The 22,518-nt window shown below is 70.9% G+C and carries 24 protein-coding genes and 1 pseudogene; 12 read left to right on the top strand and 13 right to left on the bottom strand.

Annotated features, from left to right (window positions below; genetic code table 11):
- Positions 1-98 precede the first annotated feature (98 nt).
- The 6 genes from RT2_RS17065 to RT2_RS17040 all read left to right on the top strand — a co-directional run bounded on the left by RT2_RS17065 (position 99) and on the right by RT2_RS17040 (position 5,907).
- The gene (locus RT2_RS17065) at positions 99-1,370 is read left to right on the top strand and encodes a magnesium transporter MgtE N-terminal domain-containing protein (protein WP_072845990.1); all 1,272 of its coding nucleotides are present in this window, start codon (positions 99-101) and stop codon (positions 1,368-1,370) included.
- Positions 1,363-1,869, top strand: coding sequence for a DUF1003 domain-containing protein (locus RT2_RS17060; protein ID WP_072845989.1), 507 nt, complete (start codon positions 1,363-1,365; stop codon positions 1,867-1,869). Before RT2_RS17065 ends, RT2_RS17060 begins: the two co-directional genes overlap by 8 nt.
- A gap of 111 nt (positions 1,870-1,980) precedes the next feature.
- Positions 1,981-3,096: a lytic transglycosylase domain-containing protein gene (locus RT2_RS17055; protein WP_072845988.1), complete on the top strand. Its 1,116-nt coding sequence runs from the start codon at positions 1,981-1,983 to the stop codon at positions 3,094-3,096.
- Between the two features lie 253 nt (positions 3,097-3,349).
- Positions 3,350-4,192: a lytic transglycosylase domain-containing protein gene (locus tag RT2_RS17050; protein ID WP_072845987.1), complete on the top strand. Its 843-nt coding sequence runs from the start codon at positions 3,350-3,352 to the stop codon at positions 4,190-4,192.
- A 26-nt stretch (positions 4,193-4,218) separates the two neighbouring features.
- Positions 4,219-5,355 carry an Mrp/NBP35 family ATP-binding protein gene (locus tag RT2_RS17045; protein WP_072845986.1) on the top strand — a complete coding sequence of 379 codons (1,137 nt, stop codon included), beginning with the start codon at positions 4,219-4,221 and terminating at the stop codon, positions 5,353-5,355.
- 108 nt (positions 5,356-5,463) lie between these two features.
- Entirely contained in the window at positions 5,464-5,907 is a 444-nt protein-coding gene (locus RT2_RS17040) for a hypothetical protein (RefSeq protein ID WP_072845985.1), read from the top strand.
- 87 nt (positions 5,908-5,994) lie between these two features.
- Here the strand turns inward: RT2_RS17040 and tatB are convergent, their stop codons facing one another.
- From tatB to sigE, 4 genes and pseudogenes are all read right to left on the bottom strand, one after another.
- Positions 5,995-6,423, bottom strand: coding sequence for a Sec-independent protein translocase protein TatB (gene tatB / locus RT2_RS17035; protein WP_072846055.1), 429 nt, complete (start codon positions 6,421-6,423; stop codon positions 5,995-5,997).
- A gap of 71 nt (positions 6,424-6,494) precedes the next feature.
- Positions 6,495-7,958: a S1C family serine protease gene (locus RT2_RS17030; protein WP_072845984.1), complete on the bottom strand. Its 1,464-nt coding sequence runs from the start codon at positions 7,956-7,958 to the stop codon at positions 6,495-6,497.
- Positions 7,959-8,049: 91 nt separating this feature from the next.
- Complete coding sequence (locus tag RT2_RS17025) at positions 8,050-8,424, bottom strand: zf-HC2 domain-containing protein (protein ID WP_072846054.1); 375 nt, start codon at positions 8,422-8,424, stop codon at positions 8,050-8,052.
- Between the two features lie 17 nt (positions 8,425-8,441).
- A pseudogene (gene sigE / locus RT2_RS17020) lies at positions 8,442-9,038 on the bottom strand (RNA polymerase sigma factor SigE); the annotation flags it as partial.
- 365 nt (positions 9,039-9,403) lie between these two features.
- Here sigE and RT2_RS17015 point away from each other — a divergent pair.
- The 4 genes from RT2_RS17015 (at position 9,404) to RT2_RS17000 (ending at position 13,407) form a co-directional block, all read left to right on the top strand.
- Positions 9,404-10,036, top strand: coding sequence for an O-methyltransferase (locus tag RT2_RS17015; RefSeq protein WP_072845983.1), 633 nt, complete (start codon positions 9,404-9,406; stop codon positions 10,034-10,036).
- 70 nt (positions 10,037-10,106) lie between these two features.
- Positions 10,107-10,802 (top strand): TetR/AcrR family transcriptional regulator, encoded by a 696-nt coding sequence (locus RT2_RS17010; RefSeq protein WP_072845982.1) that lies wholly within the window; start codon positions 10,107-10,109, stop codon positions 10,800-10,802.
- 8 nt (positions 10,803-10,810) lie between these two features.
- A complete protein-coding gene (locus tag RT2_RS17005) occupies positions 10,811-11,764 on the top strand; it encodes an ABC transporter ATP-binding protein (protein ID WP_072845981.1) in 954 nt (317 codons plus the stop codon).
- A complete protein-coding gene (locus RT2_RS17000) occupies positions 11,761-13,407 on the top strand; it encodes an ABC transporter permease (protein WP_092776411.1) in 1,647 nt (548 codons plus the stop codon). Before RT2_RS17005 ends, RT2_RS17000 begins: the two co-directional genes overlap by 4 nt.
- Positions 13,408-13,427: 20 nt before the next feature.
- Here the strand turns inward: RT2_RS17000 and glgC are convergent, their stop codons facing one another.
- Complete coding sequence (gene glgC / locus RT2_RS16995) at positions 13,428-14,642, bottom strand: glucose-1-phosphate adenylyltransferase (RefSeq protein ID WP_072845980.1); 1,215 nt, start codon at positions 14,640-14,642, stop codon at positions 13,428-13,430.
- Positions 14,643-14,792: 150 nt separating this feature from the next.
- Between glgC and glgA the strand changes: the two genes are divergently transcribed.
- Complete coding sequence (glgA, locus tag RT2_RS16990) at positions 14,793-15,995, top strand: glycogen synthase (RefSeq protein WP_072845979.1); 1,203 nt, start codon at positions 14,793-14,795, stop codon at positions 15,993-15,995.
- Here the strand turns inward: glgA and RT2_RS16985 are convergent.
- From RT2_RS16985 to RT2_RS16950, 8 genes are all read right to left on the bottom strand, one after another.
- Entirely contained in the window at positions 15,980-16,813 is an 834-nt protein-coding gene (locus RT2_RS16985) for a putative RNA methyltransferase (RefSeq protein WP_072845978.1), read from the bottom strand. The genes glgA and RT2_RS16985 overlap by 16 nt on opposite strands.
- Before the next feature lie 141 nt (positions 16,814-16,954).
- Positions 16,955-17,122 carry a DUF3117 domain-containing protein gene (locus tag RT2_RS16980; RefSeq protein ID WP_005059648.1) on the bottom strand — a complete coding sequence of 56 codons (168 nt, stop codon included), beginning with the start codon at positions 17,120-17,122 and terminating at the stop codon, positions 16,955-16,957.
- Positions 17,123-17,294: 172 nt separating this feature from the next.
- Complete coding sequence (locus tag RT2_RS16975) at positions 17,295-17,876, bottom strand: DNA-3-methyladenine glycosylase I (protein ID WP_072845977.1); 582 nt, start codon at positions 17,874-17,876, stop codon at positions 17,295-17,297.
- Positions 17,873-18,220, bottom strand: coding sequence for a DivIVA domain-containing protein (locus RT2_RS16970; RefSeq protein ID WP_072845976.1), 348 nt, complete (start codon positions 18,218-18,220; stop codon positions 17,873-17,875). Before RT2_RS16970 ends, RT2_RS16975 begins: the two co-directional genes overlap by 4 nt.
- A gap of 82 nt (positions 18,221-18,302) precedes the next feature.
- Entirely contained in the window at positions 18,303-19,232 is a 930-nt protein-coding gene (locus RT2_RS16965; protein WP_072845975.1) for a glucosyl-3-phosphoglycerate synthase, read from the bottom strand.
- Entirely contained in the window at positions 19,229-20,095 is an 867-nt protein-coding gene (gene folP / locus RT2_RS16960) for a dihydropteroate synthase (RefSeq protein WP_072845974.1), read from the bottom strand. The genes RT2_RS16965 and folP overlap by 4 nt, the downstream gene beginning before the upstream one ends.
- Before the next feature lie 175 nt (positions 20,096-20,270).
- Positions 20,271-20,816, bottom strand: coding sequence for an LOG family protein (locus tag RT2_RS16955; protein WP_245709518.1), 546 nt, complete (start codon positions 20,814-20,816; stop codon positions 20,271-20,273).
- Complete coding sequence (locus tag RT2_RS16950) at positions 20,813-21,643, bottom strand: LOG family protein (protein ID WP_072845972.1); 831 nt, start codon at positions 21,641-21,643, stop codon at positions 20,813-20,815. The genes RT2_RS16955 and RT2_RS16950 overlap by 4 nt, the downstream gene beginning before the upstream one ends.
- Positions 21,644-21,835: 192 nt before the next feature.
- Between RT2_RS16950 and RT2_RS16945 the strand changes: the two genes are divergently transcribed.
- Positions 21,836-22,504: an MspA family porin gene (locus RT2_RS16945; RefSeq protein WP_072845971.1), complete on the top strand. Its 669-nt coding sequence runs from the start codon at positions 21,836-21,838 to the stop codon at positions 22,502-22,504.
- The last annotated feature ends 14 nt before the right edge of the window (positions 22,505-22,518 follow it).

Genomic DNA, 22,518 nt, shown 5'->3' with positions numbered 1-22,518 from the left:
GAGGACCTCCAGAAAAATGGGGTGGTGTGCCCCCGGAGAACCGCGTCTACCAGCCCGCGATCCGACGTCGGGACACCGAGCGAATTAGCCTTGCCATCATGGCAGCAGTGAGCAAGGTCTTCGCAGCCAGGCTCGCGGGCCTGGTGGTGCTCGGACCTGACGGCGAATCGATCGGCAGGGTGCGTGACGTCGTCATCACCATTCGCGTGGGACGGCAGCGACCGCGGGTGCTCGGACTGGTCGTGGAACTGCTCACCCGGGGCCGGATCTTCATCCCGATGCTGCGGGTGACGGCGATCGCCCCCGGCTCGGTCACGGTCACCGGGAACGTGAGCCTGCGCAGGTTCGCCCAGAAGCCGGGCGAGGTACTGGTCCTCGCGCAGGTCCTCGACACCCCGGTGCGGATCGACGACCCCGAACTCGAGGAGCTCGCCGGCCAGGACGTGCTGGTGGTGGACCTCGGCATCGAGCTGACACGCACCCGCGACTGGGTCGTCTCCCGGGTCGCCGTCCAGCGGCCGCGCGGACGGCTCTCCCGCCGTGCCGCCGTGCATGTCGTGGAGTGGCCACACGTGCAGGGCCTGACCCAGTCCCAGCTGGCACTGCCCGGCCAGGGCGTCGCCCAACTGCTGGCCCAGTTCGAGGGGATGCGGCCCGCCGACGTGGCCAACGCGATGCGGGACCTGCCGGACAAGCGCCGGTACGAGCTGGCGATCGCGCTCGACGACGAGCGGCTCGCGGACGTGGTGCAGGAGCTGCCCACCGACTCCCAGACGGATCTGCTGATGCACCTCGAGGTGGAGCGTGCCGCGGACGTGCTCGAGGCCATGGACCCCGACGACGCCGCCGACCTGCTCGGCGAGCTGCCCGACGCCGAGGCCGAGTCGCTGCTGCAGCTGATGGATCCGGTGGACTCGGAACCCGTCCGACGGCTGCTTCAGCACTCCCCCGACACGGCCGGCGGCCTGATGACCCCGGAACCGGTGATCCTGACCCCGGCCACGACGGTGGCCGAGGCCCTGGCCCGGGCCCGGCACCCCGACCTGACACCCGCCCTGGCGAGCATCGCGTTCGTGGTCCGGCCCCCGATCTCCACCCCCACCGGGCGCTACCTGGGCTGCGTGCACCTGCAACGGCTGCTGCGCGAACCACCCGCAACACTGGTCGGCGGCATCCTTGACACCGACTTGACCCGGCTCGACCCCGAGGACTCGCTGACCACGGTGACCCGGTACTTCGCCCGGTACAACCTGGTGTGCGGGCCGGTGGTCGACGACGAGGAGCACCTGCTCGGCGCGGTCGCCGTCGACGACGTGCTCGATCACCTGCTGCCGACCGACTGGCGCGAGGAGGCGGAAGACGATGAGTGAGAAGTCCACCCCCGACCGTCAGCGCCTGGACACGCCCCGCGGTCCGCGGCGCCTGGGCCTGAACATCGACGTCGAGGCCGTCGGCCGGGTCAGCGAGTCGATCGCCCGCTTCCTCGGCACCGGCAAGTACCTGGTCATCCAGACCGCGGTGGTGATCGTGTGGATCGCCCTCAACATCACCGCCGTGGGACTGCAGTGGGATCCGTACCCCTTCATCCTGCTGAACCTGGCCTTCTCCACCCAGGCCGCCTACGCGGCGCCGCTGATCCTCCTGGCACAGAACCGTCAGGAGAACCGCGACCGGGTCTCGCTCGAGGAGGACCGGGCCCGGGCCGAGCAGACGAAGGCGGACACCGAGTTCCTGGCCCGGGAACTCGCTGCGCTGCGGATCGCGGTGGGCGAGGTCGCCACGCGCGACTACCTGCGCCGCGAACTCGACGAGATCAAGGGCCTGCTAGCCGACCGCGACGCCGACGTCACCCGGACGCCGCGCGGCTGACCGCCGGCCGTAGCGAACCCTGCTCCGCCGCCGATACAAAAGGTGAACACGGCCGTTTCCGTTATGTAACCTGAATCACATTTCCGGGGGGCGACGTGCCGAGGAGGGTGAATGCGGATCAGGGGGATGGCGACCGCGGCCGCAACAGTGCTGGTGTCGCTCGCGACGGCCGTGTCGTCCGCAGGTGCCGTTAACGCGTCGGACCTGGCCACCGAGCCGGCTCCGGCTCCGGCCGTCGCCGCACCCACCGGCACGGTGGGACTGATCGCGCCGGCCCCGCGCCCCGTCCGCACCCCCCGCGCCTACACCCCGCCCCCGCCGGTCCGGTTCGAGCTGCCGCCAGCGGTGGCCGAGAAGCTCACCCCGATCCCGGTCTCGCTGAGTGCGCTGGGCATCCCGGAGCTGGTGCTGGGCGCCTACCGGGCCGCGGAGGCCACCATGGCCACGCAGGCCCCGGGCTGCGGCGTGAGCTGGCACCTGCTGGCCGGGATCGGCCGGATCGAGTCCGGGCATGCCGGCGGCGGGCGCACCGACGCCACGGGCACCACCGTGACCGGAATCCTCGGCCCGACCCTGGACGGCACGCTGGCCGGCAACAACGTCATCGCCGACACCGACGGCGGCCGACTCGACGGGGACCCCCGGCACGACCGCGCGGTGGGGCCGATGCAGTTCATTCCCGGCACCTGGGCCCGCTACGCCGCGGACGGCAACGACGACGGCGTCTCGGACCCGAACAACGTCTTCGACGCCTCACTCGCGGCCGCGCGGTACCTCTGCTCCGGCGGGCTGAACCTGCGCGAGCCGGCCCAGGAACTCAAGGCGGTGCTGCGGTACAACAATTCGGCCGCGTACGCGTCGAACGTGCTGGCCTGGTCGGCCGCCTACGCCGCGGGCGGCACCCCGACCGCGGGTTCGATCCCGGATGTCACCACCGAACCCGCCACACCCGTCGCGCCGACGAAGCCGGCCGACCCGGCCAGGATCGGCGACCACTCGCCCGCGCTGGACGCCGCAGCGCCCGCGTCACCGCAGGCCCCCGCCCCCGCGCCGCTGATCCCGGGCCTGCCCGCGCTGCCGGAACTGCCGTGCCTGATCTTCTGCCCGCCGGCGCCCGCCCCCGAGGGGACCCCGGGAGCACCGGCTGCCGCGCCCGGCCCCCCTGGCGCGCCGGCACCCGCGCCGGGGGCACCGGGGGCCGCCCCCGCCCCCGCGCCGCTTCCGTAACAGGGCTCCGCTCCCGGAGGCTCCGACTCCGGGGCCTTTTGGCCCGTAAGAAACTCCGGGCACTCAGGTAACTCCGACGCGCCCGTTCGATATCAAAACGACACACCTAAAAAACCGCGCTGGCCTGCATAAATTACAACTGTCTCGGTTTTTTGATTACAGATGAATAACGGAACAATCTCGAATCGGGTAGCCTCGACTGCGGTCTACAGCAATCGCAAAGCCCCACCCGGGGTTCGCAGGAGGTATCTCGGTGGGTCGTCACAACAAGAAGTCCGACTCTGCGCTGCGCCGCAGTTCCGTCATCGCACTGACCGGAATGATCCCCGGCGGACTGGTCGCAGTGGCCGCCACCTCGGGCGCCGCGCCCGCCATTCCCTTCCTCGCCACGACCGCCAAGTCCGCGCCGATCCCGGACGCCCCCGCCCCCGTCGCGACCCCGGCCGCCGAGGCTCAGCCCGCCGCCGAGACCCCCGCGCCGGTCGCGATCCCCGAGCCGGCCGCCGCCGCGCCCGCCCCCATCCCCGTGCCGCTGCCGGACGGCCCGCTCGGCATCCCCGGCATCAACTTCGCCGCGTACCAGAACGCGGAGCGCATCGAGGCGGAGCGGAGCCCCGGCTGCGGCATCTCCTGGATGCAGGTGGCCGGCATCGGCCGGGTCGAGTCCAGCCACGCCAACGGCGGCAAGGCCGACGACAAGGGCAACCTGCTCGAACCTGTCATCGGCCTGCCGCTCGACGGCAGCCTGCCCGGCCAGGCCGTGATCATGGACAGCGACGGCGGCCGCCTCGACGGCGACGCCGTCTACGACCGCGCCGTCGGCCCGACCCAGTTCATCCCGACGACGTGGGAGCGCTACGGCGCCGACGGCAACGGCGACGGCGTCATCGACCCGCAGAACCTCTACGACGCGGCGATGGCGACCGCGAACTACCTGTGCGACGGCGGCACCAACATGCGTGACCTCACCTCCGCCACCAAGGCGATCCTGCGGTACAACAACTCGATGGCCTACGTCGCGAACGTGACGGCCTGGTCGCTGGCGTACTCCACCGGCATCGGCCCGACCGCGGACGCCCTCCCGCGAATCCACTGATTCGGCACCCAACTACCATGGGGGGTATGCCAGCAGTGACCGAGTCCGACGTTCGTAGCGCGCTCGCCCGGGTACTCGACCCCGAGATCCGCAAACCCATCACCGAGCTCGGGATGGTCAAGAGCGTCGAGATCGCCGACGACGCCAGTGTCGACATCGTCGTCCTGCTCACCACGGCCGGCTGCCCGATGCGCACGGAGATCACCGACCGGGTCACCAAGGCCGTCGCCGACGTCGCCGGCATCGGCGCCATCCGCGTCGAACTCGACGTGATGGACGACGAGCAGCGCACCGAACTGCGCAAGTCGCTGCGCGGCGACTCGGCCGAACCGGTCATCCCGTTCGCCCAGCCCGGCTCGCTGACCCGCGTGTACGCGGTCGCCTCCGGCAAGGGCGGCGTCGGAAAGTCTTCCGTCACGGTCAACCTCGCCGCCGCGATGGCCGCCCGCGGCCTGTCCGTCGGCGTGCTCGACGCCGACATCTACGGCCACTCGGTGCCCCGCATGCTCGGCACCGACGCCAAGCCGACGCAGGTCGAGCGGATGATCATGCCGCCGCAGGCGCACGACGTGAAGCTCATCTCGATCGCGCAGTTCACCCAGGGCAACACCCCCGTCGTGTGGCGCGGGCCGATGCTGCACCGCGCGCTGCAGCAGTTCCTGGCGGACGTCTTCTGGGGCGACCTGGACGTGCTGCTCCTCGACCTGCCGCCGGGCACCGGTGACGTCGCGATCTCCGTCGCCCAGTTGATCCCCGGCGCGGAGATCCTGGTCGTCACCACCCCGCAGCAGGCCGCGGCCGAGGTCGCCGAGCGGGCGGGCGCGATCGCGCTGCAGACCCGCCAGCGCATCGTCGGGGTCGTGGAGAACATGTCCTGGATGGACCTGCCCGACGGCACCCGGATGGACGTCTTCGGCTCCGGCGGCGGCCAGTCCGTCGCAGACCGGCTCACCAAGGCCGTCGGCGCCAAGGTGCCGCTGCTCGGCCAGATCCCGCTCGAGCAGGCGGTCCGTGAGGGCGGCGACGAGGGCGTCCCGATCGTGCTCAGCGCGCCCGACTCCCCGGCCGGCACGGCGCTGCGTGAGATCGCCGAGAAGCTGGCGGTGCGCTCGCGCGGACTGGCCGGCATGTCGCTCGGCATCGACACCACGCGTCACCTTTAGCAACCGCGGCTGGGCGATTCGACTCCGACAAATCGCCCAGCAGGTTACCTTCGCACCCGAACCAATCATCGATGCCGTCCTGCGGCATCCGACGACAGGAATCCGGGTATGAACAAGGCCGTCCTCCGCACCGCGCTGTTCTCCGTCACCACCGTGCCCCTGCTGTTCCTCTCCCCCGGCGTCGCATCCGCGGCCGTCGTGTCCAGCGCCGACATCATCGAGAGCGACGTGGTCGCGTCGGTCGAGGGGGTCGACGCGGCTGCGCTCTGCGGCGCCACCCTGCTCGACCAGGGCACCGGCACGGTGGTCCGGGACATCGCCCCTACCGCCCCGAACTCCGACGGTTGGATCGGCTACTCGTGGCCCGCCGTGGCGGACGGGGTCTACGAGGTGCGGCACCGCTGCACGGTCGACGGCGAGGTGGTCTTCGCGAACAGCCACCGCGACCTGGTTGCGCCGGCGCCGATCCGGCCGATGTTCGGCTCGCTCGACACCGGCAGCGGCGGGTGGGTCGGCGAACCAGGTCTCATCGAGAACATCTTCGGGTCCTGACCGGCCCGACTTCCGCCCGAACCACGACGGGCCCTGCCGGAATTCCGGCAGGGCCCGTCGTGTCGGGTGTCGAAGTTCGCGCCGAGGTCAGGTGGCGTCGTAGTCGAAGGGCGGGCGCTCGCCCTCGGCCAGCGGCGTGGGGGCTGGCCGGGACGGCGGTCCCACGGCCCCGGCAGCGGCCGCAGCCGGTCCTGTCGCGGCAGCTTTGATGTCGCCGGGCAGGCTCTCGACGTCACGGAGCACCGAGTCGTCACCGTCCAGCAGGTGCTTGGTGATCAGCCCTCGCGGGGTCATGCCGCGCAACTGCTGCAGGTCCGCGAGGGGTTTACGCAGGTCCTCGAACTCCGGTCCGAGCTCGTTCTTGAGTTGCGAGGTGGCGCCACCGGCGTAGTCGCGCACCTGACGCAGCGACTTCGTCACCCAGGACACAGCACCGGGCAGACGCTCGGGTCCGAGGATGACGAGCGCCGCGACGAGCAGGACCATGAACTCGCCCCAGCCAATGTTGCCAAACACGTTGACCAGAGTACGTGTCGCCGCCACGGACCGCCGCCCGCACCGCCAAACTCACAACAGGTGGAGTGGGATCAGTCCGAAACCGGCGTCACCTGCACCTCGACCGAGCGTCCTGAGCGGATCAGCTGCACCGGCACGGACTGGCCTGCCGGCTGCTGGTGCACGGCCACCACCAACTCGTCCGCGCCGGCCACCGCTCGGTCCCCCACCTTGACGATGACGTCGCCCTCGACGATGCCCGCCTGCTCGGCCGGGCTGCCTGCCTGCACGTTCGCGACCTGGGCGCCGGTGGTCTGCTCGTTGGTCACCGACCGCGCGTTGACGCCGATCTCCGAGTGGTGCATGACGCCGTCACGGATCAGCGCCTGGGCGACCGCGGTGACGTCGTCGACCGGGATCGCGAAACCGAGTCCCACCGAACCACCGCTCTCGCTGCGGATCGCCGAGTTGATGCCGATGACCCGGCCCTCGTGGTCCACCAGCGGCCCGCCGGAGTTGCCGGGGTTGATCGCCGCGTCGGTCTGCACCGCGTCGATGACCGCATCGGTGTCGGTGCCGTCGCCGCCGAGCCGGACCGGCCGGTGCAGCGCGCTGACGATGCCACTGGTCACCGTGTTGCTCAGGCCCAGCGGCGACCCCACCGCGACCACGTCGTCCCCGACCGAGACGTCGGCGGACCTGCCGAGCTCGGCCACGGTGAGGTTGCCGACGTTCACCTTGATCACGGCGAGGTCGGTCTTGGTGTCGCGGCCGACGATCTCGGCGGGCACCCGGGTGCCGTCGTCGAACACCACGCGCAGCGTCGCCTTCTCGGGGTCGGTGGCGGCCATCGAGATCACGTGGTTGTTTGTGACGATGTAGCCGGCGCCGTCGATGACCACGCCGGAGCCGGTGCCGGACTCGTCGCCGAGCGCCACCTGGATGGAGACCACCGACGGCTGCACTGCGGCGGCGACCTTGGCCACCTGGCCGGCCTCGCGGTCGTCGGTACCGGACTGGGTGAGCGAGACCTTCTGGCTGGTGAGCGCGCCGACGTTCTCGGCGGTGACCCGTCCCACGACGCCGCCGACCAGCCCGATGGCCAGCGCGCCGCCGACCAGGACCGCCAGCGCGCGCGGCGCAATCCGGTCGCCGAGCAGGACGTCGCGGACGGTGAGCTTGGGTGCGGGGGGCGCCGCGGCCACCGGCGGCGGCGTCAGCGCGGCCGAGCCGAGGCTGACCGCGGCATCGGGATCACGCCACGGATCGGCGGGTGCCGTCGGCTCCGGGTGGCGGGGTGCGTCGCCGTCCGGGTCACGCTGGATGGACTCGACGGCGTCGTGGGGCCGGCCGAACGCCTCGGCCAGGACCGGGTCGGGCGGCCCGATCGTCAGGGCGGGGTCGTGGCCGGCGTCGCGGGCGGGGGCGAAGGACTCGCTGGTACCGGCCGGGCGACCGAACGCGGCGGCGGACGCCGGGTCCACGGCGGGGCGGTAGAGCGGGCGGGGCGCGAGGCGCGGCGGGGCGGAGTCCGGCTGGGTCGAGTCGGAGTTCACGCGGACTCGCGTCCCTCGTTGGCGGCAGTCACGTGTTCCAGTATCACCGACGCCGTCACATCGGCGAGCACCGACGCGGACAGGGGTGAGGTCAGCGGAATCGGCGCCAAGTCGGCAGCGAGTAGGAGTTCATCCGCGCGGACAGCGCGGCGCGCCGACGTCCGAACGGGGAGTCCGCACCGGGCCGGTCGTCGGGCTCGGCGTCCGCGGGCGGGGTGCACATGGGGATCTGGCTGAGCAGTCCCAGCAGCCCGCTGGGCATGCTGATCTCGGCCGAGCGGCGCAACGCCACCCGGGCATGCTGCTGCGCGTCCACCGCGGCCGCACACTCCGGGCACTCCGCGATGTGCTGGGCGGCCCGGAGGTAGGCGTTCATCTGCAGTTCGCCGTCTACGTACGCGGCGACGGCCTCGCTGGCCAGATGCTCGGTGGAACTGAACTGGCGCCGTCGGCCTGCCTGCGTCATCGATCCCTCCTGCACCTTCACCGTGTGGTCACCGCCGATGTACCTGTCCTGCCCGCGGCCGCAGCCGAGGCTGACAGGTGGTCCCGCAGCGCCTGCCGTCCGCGATGGATCCGACTCCGTACGGTACCGAGCTTCACGCCCAGTGTGGCACCGATCTCCTCGTACGACAGGCCCTCGATGTCGCAGAGCACGACGGCGGCACGGAATTCCGGGGCCAGCGAGTCGAGCGCGTCCTGGAGGTCCGGGTCGAGGCGGGCGTCGTGGTAGATCTCCTCGGGGTTCGGCCGATCGGAGGGCACCCGCTCGTAGTCCTCGGGCAGCGCCTCCATCTTGATCCGGTTACGGCGGCGCACCATGTCGAGGAAGAGGTTTGTCGTGATCCGGTGCAGCCAACCCTCGAACGTGCCGGCCTGGTAATTCGACAGCGAACGGAAAACCCGGATGAATGTGTCCTGGGTGAGGTCCTCCGCGTCCTGGGCGTTCCCGGACAGCCGGTAGGCCAGTCGGTAGACGCGATCGCCGTGTTCACGGACCAGTTCGTCCCACGACGGCATGGCGGACTGGCCGCCGCTCGCGTCGAACGCGGCCGTGCCGCGCAGGTCGGCGGACTCGGCCGATTCGAGCAACCGGTCCGGATCGGAGAGCTTGTCCAGATCAGGGAGCTGGGCGGATGCGGCGGCGAGGACGGGCTCGGCGTTGATCATCGAGATGTGGTGGACCTCCTGCTCAGGACAGCTGGCGGCAACTACGCGACACGCTTTCGACGCGTAACGGGTACAACGCCCGGGTTGTCCGGAATGTTCCCCGTCGCGACTTCACGTTCGTAGCTGCCACCGATGCGGTCTGGTGATCTCGTGACGCGTTCAGCCTTTCGTACCCGGATGTGCGCGCACTATGAGCAACCTGAGCGGGGCCTGAGAATCCGCCGTACTCGCGCGCCTGTGCCCGGCCGCGCCGCGACGGCGATAGCCTCGACATCGTGCAGACCAATGGCGACCAGATACTGGCCCACACCGAGGACTCCGTCCTGGAGGACGAGGTCCTCCTTTCCGCCCGCGAACGGGCCGAGGACCTGGGCGGCGATCCCGTGCCGGCGTCTGTGGGCGCACTGCTCAGCCTGTTCGCGCAGATGCTCGACGCCCGGACCGTGGTGGAGATCGGCACCGGCGCCGGCGTGAGCGGCCTGTGGCTGCTCGACGGCATGCGTGCGGACGGCGTGCTCACCACCATCGACGCGGAACCCGAGCTGCAGCGCGCCGCCAAGGACGCCTTCCGGTCCGGCGGCATCACCTCCTCCCGGACGCGCCTGATCAACGGCGACGGCCTCGAGGTGCTGCCGCGACTCGCCGACGGCGCCTACGACCTGGTCTTCGTGGACACCTCGCCGGCCGACCACCCGCGCTACGTCGAGGAGTGCGTGCGGTTGCTGCGCCCCGGCGGGGTGCTGGTGCTGCACAACGCGCTGTACGGCGGCCGGGTGGTCGATGTGACGGCCCGCGACGCGACCACTCTCGCGGTCCGCGCGGCGGCCCGCGCGATCGCCGAGGACGACCGGCTGACCAAGGTGCTGCTGCCGGTCGGCGACGGAGTGCTCTGCGCCTCCCGCGGCTGACGCATTTTGACGTTTCCTTGACGGGCCGACCCCTTGCCGCCCGATTGAACGGGCGTTTAGAGTTTTGAACATGCGTTCAATGAACGTCGACCCGCAGGCCCTCAGCCGGGACCGGACCACCCGCGCCCGGATCCGCGACGCCGCGATCGCCGTGTTCGGCGAGCAGGGATTCTCGACCGGCGTGCGTGCGGTCGCCGCGGCCGCCGGCGTTTCGCCCGGACTGGTCAACCACCACTTCGGGTCCAAGGACGCGCTGCGGGAGGAGTGCGACGCCCACGTCCTCGAGGCCATCCGGGTCGCCAAGACCGAGTCCCTGACCAGGCCCAGCGCCACCGGGCTGCTGCAACAACTCGCCGAGGTCGAGGAGTACGCACCCCTGGTGGCCTACCTGGTGCGCAGCTACCAGGCCGGCGGCTCACTGGCGCGGTCGATGTTCGAGCACCTCGTCGCCACCACCGAGCAGTACCTGGCGGACGCGGTGGCCGCCGGCACACTCCGGCCCAGCCGGGACCCGGCGGCACGGGCGCGCTACCTCGCGATGCAGAACATGGGCGGCACCCTGCTGTTCCTGCAGATGCGGGGCGAGCACGAGGACCCCGTCGACTGGGGGCGCGCGTTGCGCGACCTCACGGACGAGATCATGTTTCCCGCCCTCGAACTCTTCACCGAGGGCCTGTTCATCGACACGACCTTCTTCGACACAGTCCTCCAGCAGCGCTCCGAATCCTCGACAGGCGCCGAAAGCACAAGCGGTACAGCCTCTTAGGAGAATCGATGACTGAAATCATCGAAGTCCACGACCTGCACAAGCACTTCGGCCAGGTGCACGCGCTCGACGGCCTGGACCTCACCGTCGGCGAGGGCGAGGTGCACGGCTTCCTCGGGCCCAACGGCTCCGGGAAGTCGACCACCGTCCGGGTGCTGCTCGGAATCCTCCAGGCGACCTCCGGGACCGCCCGCGTCCTGGGCAGCGACCCGTGGGCCGACGCGGTCGACCTGCACCGCGAGATCGCTTACGTGCCAGGCGACGTCACTCTGTGGCCCTCACTGTCGGGCGGGGAGACGATCGACCTGCTCGGCCGGATGCGGGGCGGCATCGACGCCTCGCGGCGCGCCGAACTCATCGAGCGGTTCGACCTCGACCCGCGCAAGAAGGCGCGAACCTACTCGAAGGGCAACCGGCAGAAGGTGTCCCTGGTGTCGGCCCTGTCGTCGAATGCACGACTGCTGCTGCTCGACGAACCGACATCCGGACTGGACCCGTTGATGGAAAAGGTCTTTCGTGAGTGCGTCACCGAGGCGGCGCGGCGCGGCGTCACGGTGCTGCTGTCGAGTCACATCCTGTCCGAGGTGGAGGCGCTGTGCCAACGGGTGACGATCATCCGCGCCGGCCGGACGGTCGAGAGTGGCGCGCTCGCCGACATGCGTCACCTGAGCCGCACCTCCATCAGCGCCGAACTGCTCGGCGACCCAGGAGATCTCAGCCACCTCACCGGCGTCGAGGATGTTTCTCTCGACAATCACACCCTGCACTGCCAGGTCGACAGCGAGCACCTCGGCGAACTGATCCGGGTCCTCGGCGACACCGGCGTGCGCAGCCTGGTCAGCAAGCCGCCGACCCTGGAGGAGTTGTTCCTGCGCCACTACGAGATCGACGGAACGACAGAGGCCGACGGAACAACAGGGGTCGACGGCCCCGAGACCAGTGGGGAGAAGGTGTCGGCATGAGCACCGCCACGATCGCCGGCCGGCGCCCGCCCGCGGCGGCCCCGCGGCGAGCGTCGAACTTCACCGGCGCCTTCGCACTGCTGCGACTCGTCCTGCGACGAGACCGGTTCGTGCTGCCGCTGTGGGTGCTGTTGCTGTCGCTGCCGCTGGCGTCGGTGTACGTGGGCAGCATCGAGAGCGTCTACCCCTCCGAGGCGGACCGCGCATCCTTCGCGGCCACGATCATGAGCAGTCCCGCGCAACGCGCCATGTACGGCGCGATCTACAACGACAGCCTGGGCGCGGTCGGCATCTGGAAGGCCGGCATGTTCCACACCCTGATCGCGGTCGCGGTGATCCTGACCCTGATCCGGCACACCCGAGCGGAGGAGGAGTCCGGCCGGACAGAACTTCTCGACTCCACCTCCGTCGGCCGGTATGCCGGCCTGACCGCCGCGTTGACGGTCGCCTTCGGCGCCTCGATCGCGACCGGGCTGATCGGCACCGCCGGACTGCTCACCACCGACGTGCCGCACGCCGGCTCGCTGGCCTTCGGTCTCGCGCTGGCCGGCTCCGGGATCGTGTTCACCGCGGTAGCGGCGGTCGCCGCCCAGCTCAGCACCAGCGCCCGCACCGCCCGCGGCATCGCGTTCGCCGCGCTCGGGGCGGCCTTCGCGCTGCGGGCCGTCGGCGACGCCGGCTCGGGGGCGCTGTCGTGGCTCTCGCCGCTGGGCTGGTCCCTTCAGGTGCGCCCGTACGCCGGCGACCGCTGGTGGGTGCTGTTGCTGCACCTGACGGCGACGGTCGCGCTCACGGCGGTGGCCTACGCGCTGCTGCGGCGGCGTGACGTCGGGGCCGGGTTGATCGCCGAACGTCCCGGGCCGCCCACCGCGGCGCCCGCGCTGAGCGGCCCGTTCGGCCTGTCGTGGCGGCTGCAGCGGGGCGCGCTCGTGGCGTCCACCGTGGGAATCTGCCTATACGCCCTGCTGATCGGCAGCGTGGTGCACGGCATCGGCGACGAGATCGGGGGCAGCGACGCGATCCGGGACATCGTGAACCGGATCGGCGGATCGCAGGCCCTGGAGGACTCCTTCGTCACCATCGCGTTCACCATGCTCGCGGTCGGCGCTGCGGCGCTGGCGATCTCGTCGGCGCTGCGACTGCACGGCGAGGAGGTCGCGCAGCGCGGCGAGACGGTGCTCTCCGGCGCGGTCGGCCGAACCCGGTGGGCCGCGAGCCATCTCGTGCTCGCGATCGCCGGTCCGGCCGTGGCGATGCTGGCCGCGGGACTGGTGGCGGGGCTGGCCTACGGGGCCGCGGCCGGCGACGTCGGCGGCACGCTGCCCGGCGTGCTGGCCGCCGCCCTGGTGCAGCTGCCCGCGATCTGGATGCTCGCCGCCGTGACCGTCGCGCTGTTCGGGCTGGCGCCGCGGTTCACACCGGTGGCGTGGGGTGTGCTGGTGGCGTTCGTCGCGCTGTACCTGCTCGGGTCGATCTCCGGCGTCCCGCAGTGGGTGCTCGACCTCGAGCCGTTCACCCACACACCCAAGCTCCCCGGCGCCCCGTTCGAGTTCGCACCGGTGGCGTGGCTGCTGCTGATCGACGTGGCGCTGATCGCGGCCGGGCTGGTGGGCCTGCGCCGACGGGACCTGCGGACCGGCTGACCGGGTCCAGATTCCCCGCCCTAGATCCAGACGCCCTTGCCGATGGCGACCACGCCGCCGGCACTGACCGCGAACCGCTGACGGTCCCGCTCGAGGTCGACGCCGATGATCTCGCCCTCCCCCACCACCACGTTCTTGTCGAGGATGGCGTGCCGCACCACGGCACCCTTGCCGACCCGGACACCGGGCATCAGCACGCTGCCCTCCACGGTGGCGCCGCTGTCGACCATCACGTTGGAACTGAGCACCGAGTTGCGCACCGTCGCCGCGGACAGGATGCACCCCGCCCCGACCACCGACTCCTGCGCCAGACCGCCCTGCACGAACTTAGCCGGCGCCAGGTTCTCAGCCGCGCCGCGGATCGGCCAGCGCCGGTTGTAGAGGTTGAACACCGGGTGCACGGAGACCAGGTCCATGTGCGCCTCGTAGAACGCGTCGATGGTCCCGACGTCGCGCCAGTAGCCGCGGTCCCGGTCGGTGGCGCCAGGCACCACGTTGTCCTTGAAGTCGTAGACCGCGGCGGCGCCGGCCGCCACCAGCGCGGGGATGATGTCGCCGCCCATGTCGTGGTCGGAGTCGGAGTTCTCCGAGTCCGCCCGGATGGCGTCCACCAGCACCTTGGTGGTGAACACGTAGTTGCCCATCGACGCGAAGGTGACGTTGGGGTCGTCGGGGGTGCCCGGCGGGTGCACCGGCTTCTCCAGGAACTGGGTGATCCGCCCCGACTCGTCGCTGTCGATGCAGCCGAAGGCCGTCGCCTCGCTGCGCGGCACCCGGATCCCCGCGACCGTCACGCCGGCGCCGGAGTCGATGTGGTGCTGGACCATCTGTTCCGGGTCCATCCGGTACACGTGGTCCGCGCCGAACACGACGATGTACTCGGGGTCCTCGTCGTACACCAGGTTCAACGACTGGAAGATGGCGTCGGCGCTGCCGGTGTACCAGCGCGGGCCGAGCCGCTGCTGGGCCGGGACCGGGGTGATGTACTCCCCCGCGAATCCGGACAGCCGCCAGGTCTGGGAGATGTGCCGGTCCAGGGAGTGCGACTTGTACTGGGTCAGCACGCAGATCCGGAGGTAACCGGCGTTGACCAGGTTGCTGAGCACGAAGTCGATGAGCCGGTAGGCCCCACCGAACGGCACGGCGGGCTTCGCCCGGTCCGCGGTCAGGGGATGAAGACGCTTCCCCTCGCCGCCGGCGAGCACGATTCCAAGCACATGCGGCTGGCTCCTCACCCTGTCAACCTATCGGCACCGCCCCACCCCCGCTACCGGGACCCGCCCGAGGCCCCGCCCGAGAGCGACCCGCCCGGGTCCGGGACACGCCCGAACCGCCGCGGTCCGGGAGCGGTGGCCGTCCCCGGCCGCGGCGGCTACGTTTAGCCCGTGCGCGTGGCAATGATGACCAGGGAGTACCCACCCGAGATCTACGGCGGGGCCGGGGTCCACGTCACCGAGCTCGTCGCGCAGCTCACGCGGCTCTGCGAGGTCGACGTGCACTGCATGGGCATCGCCCGCGAAGGCGCCGTCGTGCACCAGCCGGATCCGGCTCTGGCGGCGGCCAATCCCGCGCTCTCGATGCTCTCCGCCGAACTTCGGATGGCCGCGGCCGCGGCCGGGGCGGACGTGGCGCACTCGCACACCTGGTACACCGGCCTGGCCGGGCACCTCGCCGGCGAACTGCACGGGATGCCGCACGTGCTCACCGCACACTCGCTGGAACCGCGTCGGCCGTGGAAGGCGGAGCAGCTCGGCGCCGGCTACCGGATCTCGTCGTGGTCCGAGCGCAACGCCATGCAGTTCGCCGACGCCGTCATCGCGGTGAGCGAAGGCATGCGCGCGGATGTGCTCGACGCCTACCCCTTCGTCGACCCGGATCGAGTGCACGTGGTGCGCAACGGAATCGACACCGACGTCTGGTACCCGGAACCGCCGGCCCGGCCCGGCTCGGTCCTGACCGACCTCGGGGTGGACCCGGACGCCCCGATCGCCGTGTTCGTCGGCCGGATCACCCGGCAGAAGGGACTGCGCCACCTGATCGCGGCGGCCCACGACTTCGACCCGGCTGTGCAACTGGTGCTGTGCGCGGGTGCGCCGGACACCCCGCAGATCGCCGCCGACACCGAACGCGCGGTCGCCGAACTGTCCCGCGCGCGGGGCAACGTGCACTGGGTCCGGGAGATGCTGCCCACCGCACGGGTCCGGGAACTGCTCTCCGCGGCAACGGTGTTCGTGTGTCCGTCGGTGTACGAGCCGCTCGGCATCGTGAATCTCGAGGCGATGGCCACGGAGACCGCGGTGGTGGCCTCGGACGTCGGCGGCATTCCCGAGGTCGTCGTGGACCGCGTCACCGGCCGCCTCGTGCACTACAACTCGTACGAGCCGGAGGCGTTCGAGCGGGCGCTGGCTGCGGCCGTCAACGAGGTGACGTCCGACCCGGTCGCCGCGGCCGAGATGGGACGCGCCGGCCGCAGGCGGGCCATCTCGGACTTCTCCTGGGCGCAGATCGCCCGTCAGACCCTGGCGGTCTACGAGGCGGCGATCGGGCACTACACCGGTCGGGTGCCCGCCGGCTACGCCGTCCGGTAGGTGGAGACGGTGACCGACGCGGTCACCACCGCGGGCTCGGGCAGCCGCGCGATCCGCTCCGCACGCACCCTCTCGTCGAGGTGCCGCGCCGACGGTCCCATCGCGACCAGCGACTCGATCTCGCTGTGGGTCAAGGCCATCGGATAGTCGACGGAAACCCGGTCGACCCGCTCGAAGTGACCGGCCATCGAGGCCCCCAGCCGGACCGTCTTGTTCTCGTCCACCCGCACCAGGCCCAGCAGGTCCACCAGCTCGTGTTGGTGCCGGTCCGTGGGAGTGAGCACCACCAGTACGCCGTCGGTCCGCAGCACCCGCCGTAGTTCGGCGGCGTTGCGTGGGGCGAAGACAGAGAGCACATGGCTGACCGCGGCGTCGAGCACCGGCAGCTGAGTCCAGATGTCGGCGACCACGGCGCCGACCCGGGGGTGTGCCCGGGCGAGTCGGCGAGCCGCGGGCTTGGAGACGTCGAGCCCGATGCCCCGGGCCCCCGGCAGCGTCTCCAGGACCGTCGCGAGGTAGTGCCCGGTGCCGGCACCGACCTCGAGCACCGCGGGCTCGGCGACGGCCGTCGTGGCGCAGGCCGACGCGACCGCCTCGCGCAGCGGGTCGAAGTGCCCGCCGTCGAGGAACTGTCCGCGCGCAGCGATCATCTCGGCGGTGTCCCCGGTGATCTTCGAGGCCCCCGGCAACAGGCTGACGTAGCCGTGTCTGGCGACGTCGAAGCTGTGCCCCCGCTCGCACAGCAGGGTGCGGTCCACAGGGTCGAGCGAGCTGCCGCAGTGCGGGCACGCGAGCAGGTCTACGACATCGTCGAGCATGATCGAAACTCCTTGGATCGGTGACTCCGGGCTGAGCGACCACCCGACTGCGCCCACGACGAGGCCCCGCCTGCCGGGGACGGCGTGCGGGGCCTGTTGCACGTCGAGTGTCGGTGCAAACCCGCACCGACCGCGAAGCAGCTAGCTGGTGACGTTCTTGAGTTCGTCCCCCAGTGCAGCGGCTTCGTCCGGGGTCAGTTCGACGACTAGCCGACCTCCACCCTCGAGCGGAACCCGCATGACGATCCCTCGTCCTTCTTTGGTTGCTTCGAGGGGACCGTCACCGGTCCGGGGCTTCATGGCCGCCATTACCTGCTCCCTCCAGATCTGCGCCGCCCTGCTCTGCGCCTAGGCTTACCGCCGGTCCCGGCGGATTTTGCCGGGTCGACAGACATATTCTTCCCTATCGTCCGATTCGACGGGAACCTGAGGCTCCCAAACGGCCTACGGGCGGCCCGTCCGGCCGCCCCGGGGGCCTCCGTCAGCGCCTCGGAACCCAGCATTCGTCGAGGTGGTCGTCAACCATCCCGGTGGCCTGCATCAGCGCGTATGCCGTGGTGGGACCGACAAACCGGAAGCCGCGGCGTTTGAGTTCCCGGGACATCGCGGTGGACTCGACGGTGATCGCCGGGACGTCTCCGACGCTGCGGAGACGCCGACCCCGAGGCTCGGGCGCGAACGACCACAGCAGCGAGTCGAGGTCCGTGTCGGTCAGCGCCAGCACGGCTCGGGCGTTGCCGATGCAGGCGTCGATCTTGGCCCGGTTCCGGACGATGCCGGGATCGGCCGTCAACCGCGCGACGTCGTCGGCGTCGAAGCCGGCGACGGCCTCGACGTCGAAGCCGGCGAACCCGGCCCGGAACGCCTCCCGCTTGCGCAGCACCGTGATCCAGGACAGCCCGGCCTGGAAGGCCTCGAGGCAGATCCGTTCGAAAAGCTCGTCCCGGCCGTGCAGCGGGGTACCCCACTCGAAGTCGTGGTAGTCGCGGTAGAGCGTCGAGCCGGAGGCGTCCACCGCCCAGGGGCAGCGAATCCTGGTGTCGGGGCCGGGATCAGTGCTCATTGCTGAGCCTCCTCGCCCACCTGGCCCGCCTCCGACGCGATCTCCTCGGGCGCCTGGGGCTCCGTGCGGGCCTGCGCCAGTTCGCCGCGCAGCGCGTCGATCTCGGCGGCCAGTCGGTCCAGCGCCCAGTCCACCTCGCTGGCCTTGTAGCCGCGGGCCGTCTGCTGGAAGCGCAGCGCCCGGACGTCCGCACCCACGACGTCCCGGACCGGCAGCATGGTGGCCGTCGTCCCGGCAGGCAGCGGCGCCATCTCCTCGCCGCGACCGAACACCGACGTCGCCACCAGGAACAGGACGCCACCGACGAGCGCCATCACCAGTAGGTAGAGCAGCACCGTGAACATGACCCGATCTTGTCACGGGCCGCCGACATCGCGACCGCCGCGACGTCGCCGCACGCCCCGACGGGCGCGCCTCACCGACGGGTCAGGGCCGCAGCGTGTTCATCGGTGGCCGGTCCTCGAGGGACACCTCGGTGGTCACCGGCAGGAAGGAGTCCCCCTGGACCGGGAACTGGGTCAGCCCGGCCCGCGAGTCCTCGATCCCGAACCGCCCCAACATGGTCCCGATGATCTGCCGGCTCATCACGCCCAGCTCCAGCAGCGGCCGGTTGCGGTGCTTGCGGACCCCGAGGTTCACCTGACCGATCGCACTGAGGCCGAGCCGGTCGTAGGTGTCGAGCAACAGCCCGATCTCGACGCCGTAGCCCGGCGCGAAGGGCACGGCCGAGAGCAGCTCCCGGGTGCCCGCGTACTCGCCGCCGAGCGGCTGTAGCACCGCCGTCAGCTCCGGCCGCATCGCCGCGAGCATCGGCCGCGCGACCAGCTCGGTGACCCGGCCGCCGCCGTTGGCGTCCTCGGTGCCGCTGAGCCGCAGCGGACGCCGGTAGAAGCCCTTGACCAGGTGGATGCCGTCGACGGTGAGCAGCGGGCCGAGCAGCTTCGGCACGAACTGCGGGTCAGGGTTGATCAGGTCGGAGTCCACGAACGCGATGATGTCGCCGGTGCTCGCGGCGATCGAGCGCCACAGCACCTCTCCCTTGCCGGGTGCGGGCGCCAGCTCGGGCACGGCCTGTTCCCTGCTGACGACGGTGGCACCTGCGGCCGCCGCCCGTTCCGCGGTCTCGTCGGTGGAGCCCGAGTCGAGCACGATCAGCTCGTCCACCAGCCCGCCGAGCAGCGGGTGGATCGAGTCCACCACCGCGGACACGGTCTTCTCCTCGTTGAGGGCCGGGAGGACCACCGAGACGGTGCGGCCCCCCTTGGCGGCCTCCAGTTCGGCGACCGTCCACTGCGGGTGGTCCCAGGTGTTCGCCTCGGACCAGACCTGTGCGCCCGTCGCGCGCACGATGCTCATGCCAGGCCCCGCACGGTGCGGGCGGGCGCCCGGGTGCCAACGATGGACGCGACCATGTCGACGACTCGACGGGTGGAGGCAACCTCGTGGACGCGGAACACCCGGGCACCGTTCGCGGCCGCCAGTGCTGTCGCTGCCAATGTGCCCTCCAGCCGCTCGGTGAGTTCGACTCCTAGAGTCTCCCCGACAAAGTCCTTGTTGCTCAACGCCATCAGCACAGGCCATCCGGTCTTAACCAGATCGTCCACTCGACGCAACAACTCGAGGCCGTGGAAGGTGTTCTTGCCGAAATCGTGGGTCGGGTCGATGAGGATCCCGTCCGCCGGGACGCCGAGCGCGCGGGCGCGTTCCGCCGCACCGACCACCTCGGCGATCACGTCCGCGACCACGTCGTCGTACCGCACCCGGTGCGGCCGGGTGCGGGGCACCGCTCCGCCGGTGTGCGAGCACACGTAGCCGGCGCCCAGTTCGGCCGCCACCGCGACCAGCTCGCCGTCCGCGCCCGCCCAGGTGTCGTTGATCAGGTCCGCGCCGGCCGCGCAGGCCAACCGGGCCACCGACGAGCGCCAGGTGTCGACCGAGATCAACAGGTCCGGGTACTGCGCGCGGATCGCCTCCACGAACGGCACCACCCGTCGGATCTCCTCGGCCGAGTCCACCTCGTCGCCCGGTCCGGCCTTGACTCCGCCGATGTCGACCAGATCGGCCCCCTCGGCCACCGCCCGGTGCACGGCCGCCATCGCGGCCACGTCGGTGAACGTGGCGCCGCGGTCGTAGAACGAGTCCGGAGTCCGGTTCACGATGGCCATCACCAGGGCCCGGTCGGTCGCCACCGGCTTGCCACACAGGGTCGGCAACGGCATGAGTGCCTCTGGTCGCTGCGCAGGCTTCGCTCCGGGCACATCCGGTCGCTGCGCAGGCTCCGCTCCGGCAATCTCGGTCATGGCTTCATACTGACACGACGCCAAGTCGGCCTGACACGACGCCGAGTCGGCGATCCCCGAGGCACCACCCGTCGCCGCGCGGACCCGCGCGGCGTCAGCGCTCGCAGCCGTCCAGTGCCGCGGCGACGGTGTCGGTGACCCGCAGCGAGTCCAGCGCGCGCTGCTGCACGAAGCCGCCCGCCCGCAGCCCGTCCAGCCAGCTCAGCAGCCCGGCGTAGTGTCCGCCCGGATCCAGCATCACCACCGGCTTGTCGTGCATGCCGAGGTAGCCGGCGGTCCACGTCTCGAACAGTTCCTCGAGAGTGCCGATGCCGCCGGGCAGGGTGATGAACGCGTCCGCCCGGTCCTCCATGATCTGCTTGCGCTGACGCATGGTGTCGGTGACGATCAGCTCGTCGGCGCCGGTGTCGGCGACCTCCCTGTGCACCAACGCCTTCGGGATGACCCCGATCGTCCACGCGCCGGCCTCACGGGCCGCGGCCGCCACCGCGCCCATCATCGAGACGTTGCCACCGCCGGAGACCAGTTGCAGTCCGCGGCGCCCGATCTCGGTGCCCAGCTCCGCGGCCAGCTCCAGGTAGGAGCCGTCGACGGGACCGGAAGCGCAGTACACGCAGATCGCGCGGCCGAGCGGCCTCACCACTCCTCCTCGATGCCCATCAGCTCCGCGGCGTCGACCCCGTGCTGCGACTCGACGACGATCCGCACGGCCTCGTCGATGCTGTCGGTCACGTGCAGCAACTCGACGTCGCCCTCGGAGATCTTGCCGCCGCCGAGCATGGTGTTCCGGATCCACTCGACCAGTCCGGACCAGTACTCGGTGCCCAGCAACACGATCGGGAAGCGGGTGACCTTGCGGGTCTGGACCAGGGTCAGCGCCTCGAACAACTCGTCCAGAGTGCCGAATCCACCGGGCAGACAGATGAACGCCTGGGAGTACTTGACGAACATGGTCTTGCGGGCGAAGAAGTAGCGGAAGTTGATGCCGAGGTCGACCCACTCGTTGAGGCCCTGCTCGAACGGCAGCTCGATGCCGAGCCCGATCGAGTAGCCACCCGACTCACTGGCACCGCGGTTCGCGGACTCCATCACGCCGGGCCCGCCGCCGGTGATGACGGCGTACCCGGCCTCGGCGAGCGCGGCGCCGAGTTCACGGCCCACGACGTACTCGGGGTGATCGGGCCCGGTTCGCGCGGAGCCGAACACCGTGACGGCGCGGGGCACCTCCGCGAGCGCGCCGAAGCCCTCGACGAACTCGCTCTGGATTCGCAGCACCCGCCACGGGTCGGTGTGCACCCAGTCGGTCGGACCGCGCTGGTCCAGGAGCCGCTGATCGGCGGTGCTCGTCCCGGACTTGCGGTCGCGGCGCACCATGATCGGGCCGCGATTCTTCACTGTCGCGCTGGGCCTTTTGGCCCCCAGTGCATCCTTCTTCGCGGGCCGTCCGGGTGTCTTGTCGGGTGCCATGTGGCAAGGCTAACGGGTGTGCGGCGATGCGACCGACGGGACCGGAGCCAGAGCCGTGACCAAGGTCACCGGGTAACGAAATTGCAAACCTACTTAGCCTTGGTTAAGTTTCCCGCGGAATGGATCTCGCCGCTCGAGCGCTCCGCGCGCCCGAGAAGCCGGGTCGAAAAGTCTTGTGAGGGGAACGATTTGATGCCCAACAGCCTGTCCGGCCTGCGCCGCGGCACCCGTGTCGGCGGTTTCGGCGCCGCAGCAGCCCTGACCATCGGCCTGCTGTCCACCAGCGTCGCCGCCGCCGACACCTTCGTGCCGCTGCCCGACGGATCCAAGAACGCCCCCGGCGCCGTCATCACCCGCACCGACGAGAGCGCCCTCATCTCGCCGTCGCTGGCCTCGAACGGCGCCGGCCGCACCGCCTGGGTCTCCGGCACCGTCACCGCCGACGTCACCGGAATCACCAAGGAGACCGAGGCCGGCCCGACCAACGGCGCCGCGGGCAGCCCCGGCACCAACAACTCCTCCACCCACGGCGTCTCCCGCATCAACACCGGCTACATCGTCGGCTGCCAGGTCGACATCACCGGCCTCAGCGGCTCCTTCGGCGGCGGCATCAGCCTCGACGGCCCCTCGATGTCCGGGTCGCTGACCGTCCCGATCTCCGCGGGCCAGGTCAAGTTCGTGAGCGTGGCCGGCAAGGACCTCAAGAAGAACGGCAAGTACTCGGTCCAGTACCAGGACACCCAGCTCGAGGTGCAGAACTGCGGCGGCTACGCCCAGGCCCGCGCGTACACGGTCGTCGAGATCGTCGGAGACAACTACTCCAAGACCACGCTGTACGGCCACCCCTTCAGCATCGGCTGACCCGCGCCCGTCGT

The organism is Rhodococcus tukisamuensis NBRC 100609, assembly GCF_001894985.1.
GTDB lineage: Bacteria > Actinomycetota > Actinomycetes > Mycobacteriales > Mycobacteriaceae > Rhodococcus_G > Rhodococcus_G tukisamuensis.
Note: the sequence above shows the minus strand (reverse complement) of the source record. Positions and strands in the feature narration are given on the sequence as shown.

What these genes read in the sequence shown, in the direction of transcription:
- RT2_RS17065 (WP_072845990.1), top strand. Translation starts at nt 99, where the DNA reads ATGGCAGCAGTGAGCAAGGTCTTCGCAGCCAGGCTCGCGGGCCTGGTG.
- RT2_RS17005 (WP_072845981.1), top strand. Translation starts at nt 10,811, where the DNA reads ATGACTGAAATCATCGAAGTCCACGACCTGCACAAGCACTTCGGCCAG.
- RT2_RS16985 (WP_072845978.1), bottom strand. Translation starts at nt 16,813, where the DNA reads ATGCTCGACGATGTCGTAGACCTGCTCGCGTGCCCGCACTGCGGCAGC.
- RT2_RS17010 (WP_072845982.1), top strand. Translation starts at nt 10,107, where the DNA reads ATGCGTTCAATGAACGTCGACCCGCAGGCCCTCAGCCGGGACCGGACC.
- RT2_RS16945 (WP_072845971.1), top strand. Translation starts at nt 21,836, where the DNA reads ATGCCCAACAGCCTGTCCGGCCTGCGCCGCGGCACCCGTGTCGGCGGT.
- RT2_RS17060 (WP_072845989.1), top strand. Translation starts at nt 1,363, where the DNA reads ATGAGTGAGAAGTCCACCCCCGACCGTCAGCGCCTGGACACGCCCCGC.
- RT2_RS16980 (WP_005059648.1), bottom strand. Translation starts at nt 17,122, where the DNA reads ATGGCGGCCATGAAGCCCCGGACCGGTGACGGTCCCCTCGAAGCAACC.
- RT2_RS16965 (WP_072845975.1), bottom strand. Translation starts at nt 19,232, where the DNA reads ATGAGCATCGTGCGCGCGACGGGCGCACAGGTCTGGTCCGAGGCGAAC.
- RT2_RS16970 (WP_072845976.1), bottom strand. Translation starts at nt 18,220, where the DNA reads ATGTTCACGGTGCTGCTCTACCTACTGGTGATGGCGCTCGTCGGTGGC.
- RT2_RS17045 (WP_072845986.1), top strand. Translation starts at nt 4,219, where the DNA reads ATGCCAGCAGTGACCGAGTCCGACGTTCGTAGCGCGCTCGCCCGGGTA.
- RT2_RS17025 (WP_072846054.1), bottom strand. Translation starts at nt 8,424, where the DNA reads ATGACGCAGGCAGGCCGACGGCGCCAGTTCAGTTCCACCGAGCATCTG.
- RT2_RS17055 (WP_072845988.1), top strand. Translation starts at nt 1,981, where the DNA reads ATGCGGATCAGGGGGATGGCGACCGCGGCCGCAACAGTGCTGGTGTCG.
- RT2_RS16950 (WP_072845972.1), bottom strand. Translation starts at nt 21,643, where the DNA reads ATGGCACCCGACAAGACACCCGGACGGCCCGCGAAGAAGGATGCACTG.
- RT2_RS17040 (WP_072845985.1), top strand. Translation starts at nt 5,464, where the DNA reads ATGAACAAGGCCGTCCTCCGCACCGCGCTGTTCTCCGTCACCACCGTG.
- RT2_RS16975 (WP_072845977.1), bottom strand. Translation starts at nt 17,876, where the DNA reads ATGAGCACTGATCCCGGCCCCGACACCAGGATTCGCTGCCCCTGGGCG.
- RT2_RS17000 (WP_092776411.1), top strand. Translation starts at nt 11,761, where the DNA reads ATGAGCACCGCCACGATCGCCGGCCGGCGCCCGCCCGCGGCGGCCCCG.
- folP (WP_072845974.1), bottom strand. Translation starts at nt 20,095, where the DNA reads ATGCCGTTGCCGACCCTGTGTGGCAAGCCGGTGGCGACCGACCGGGCC.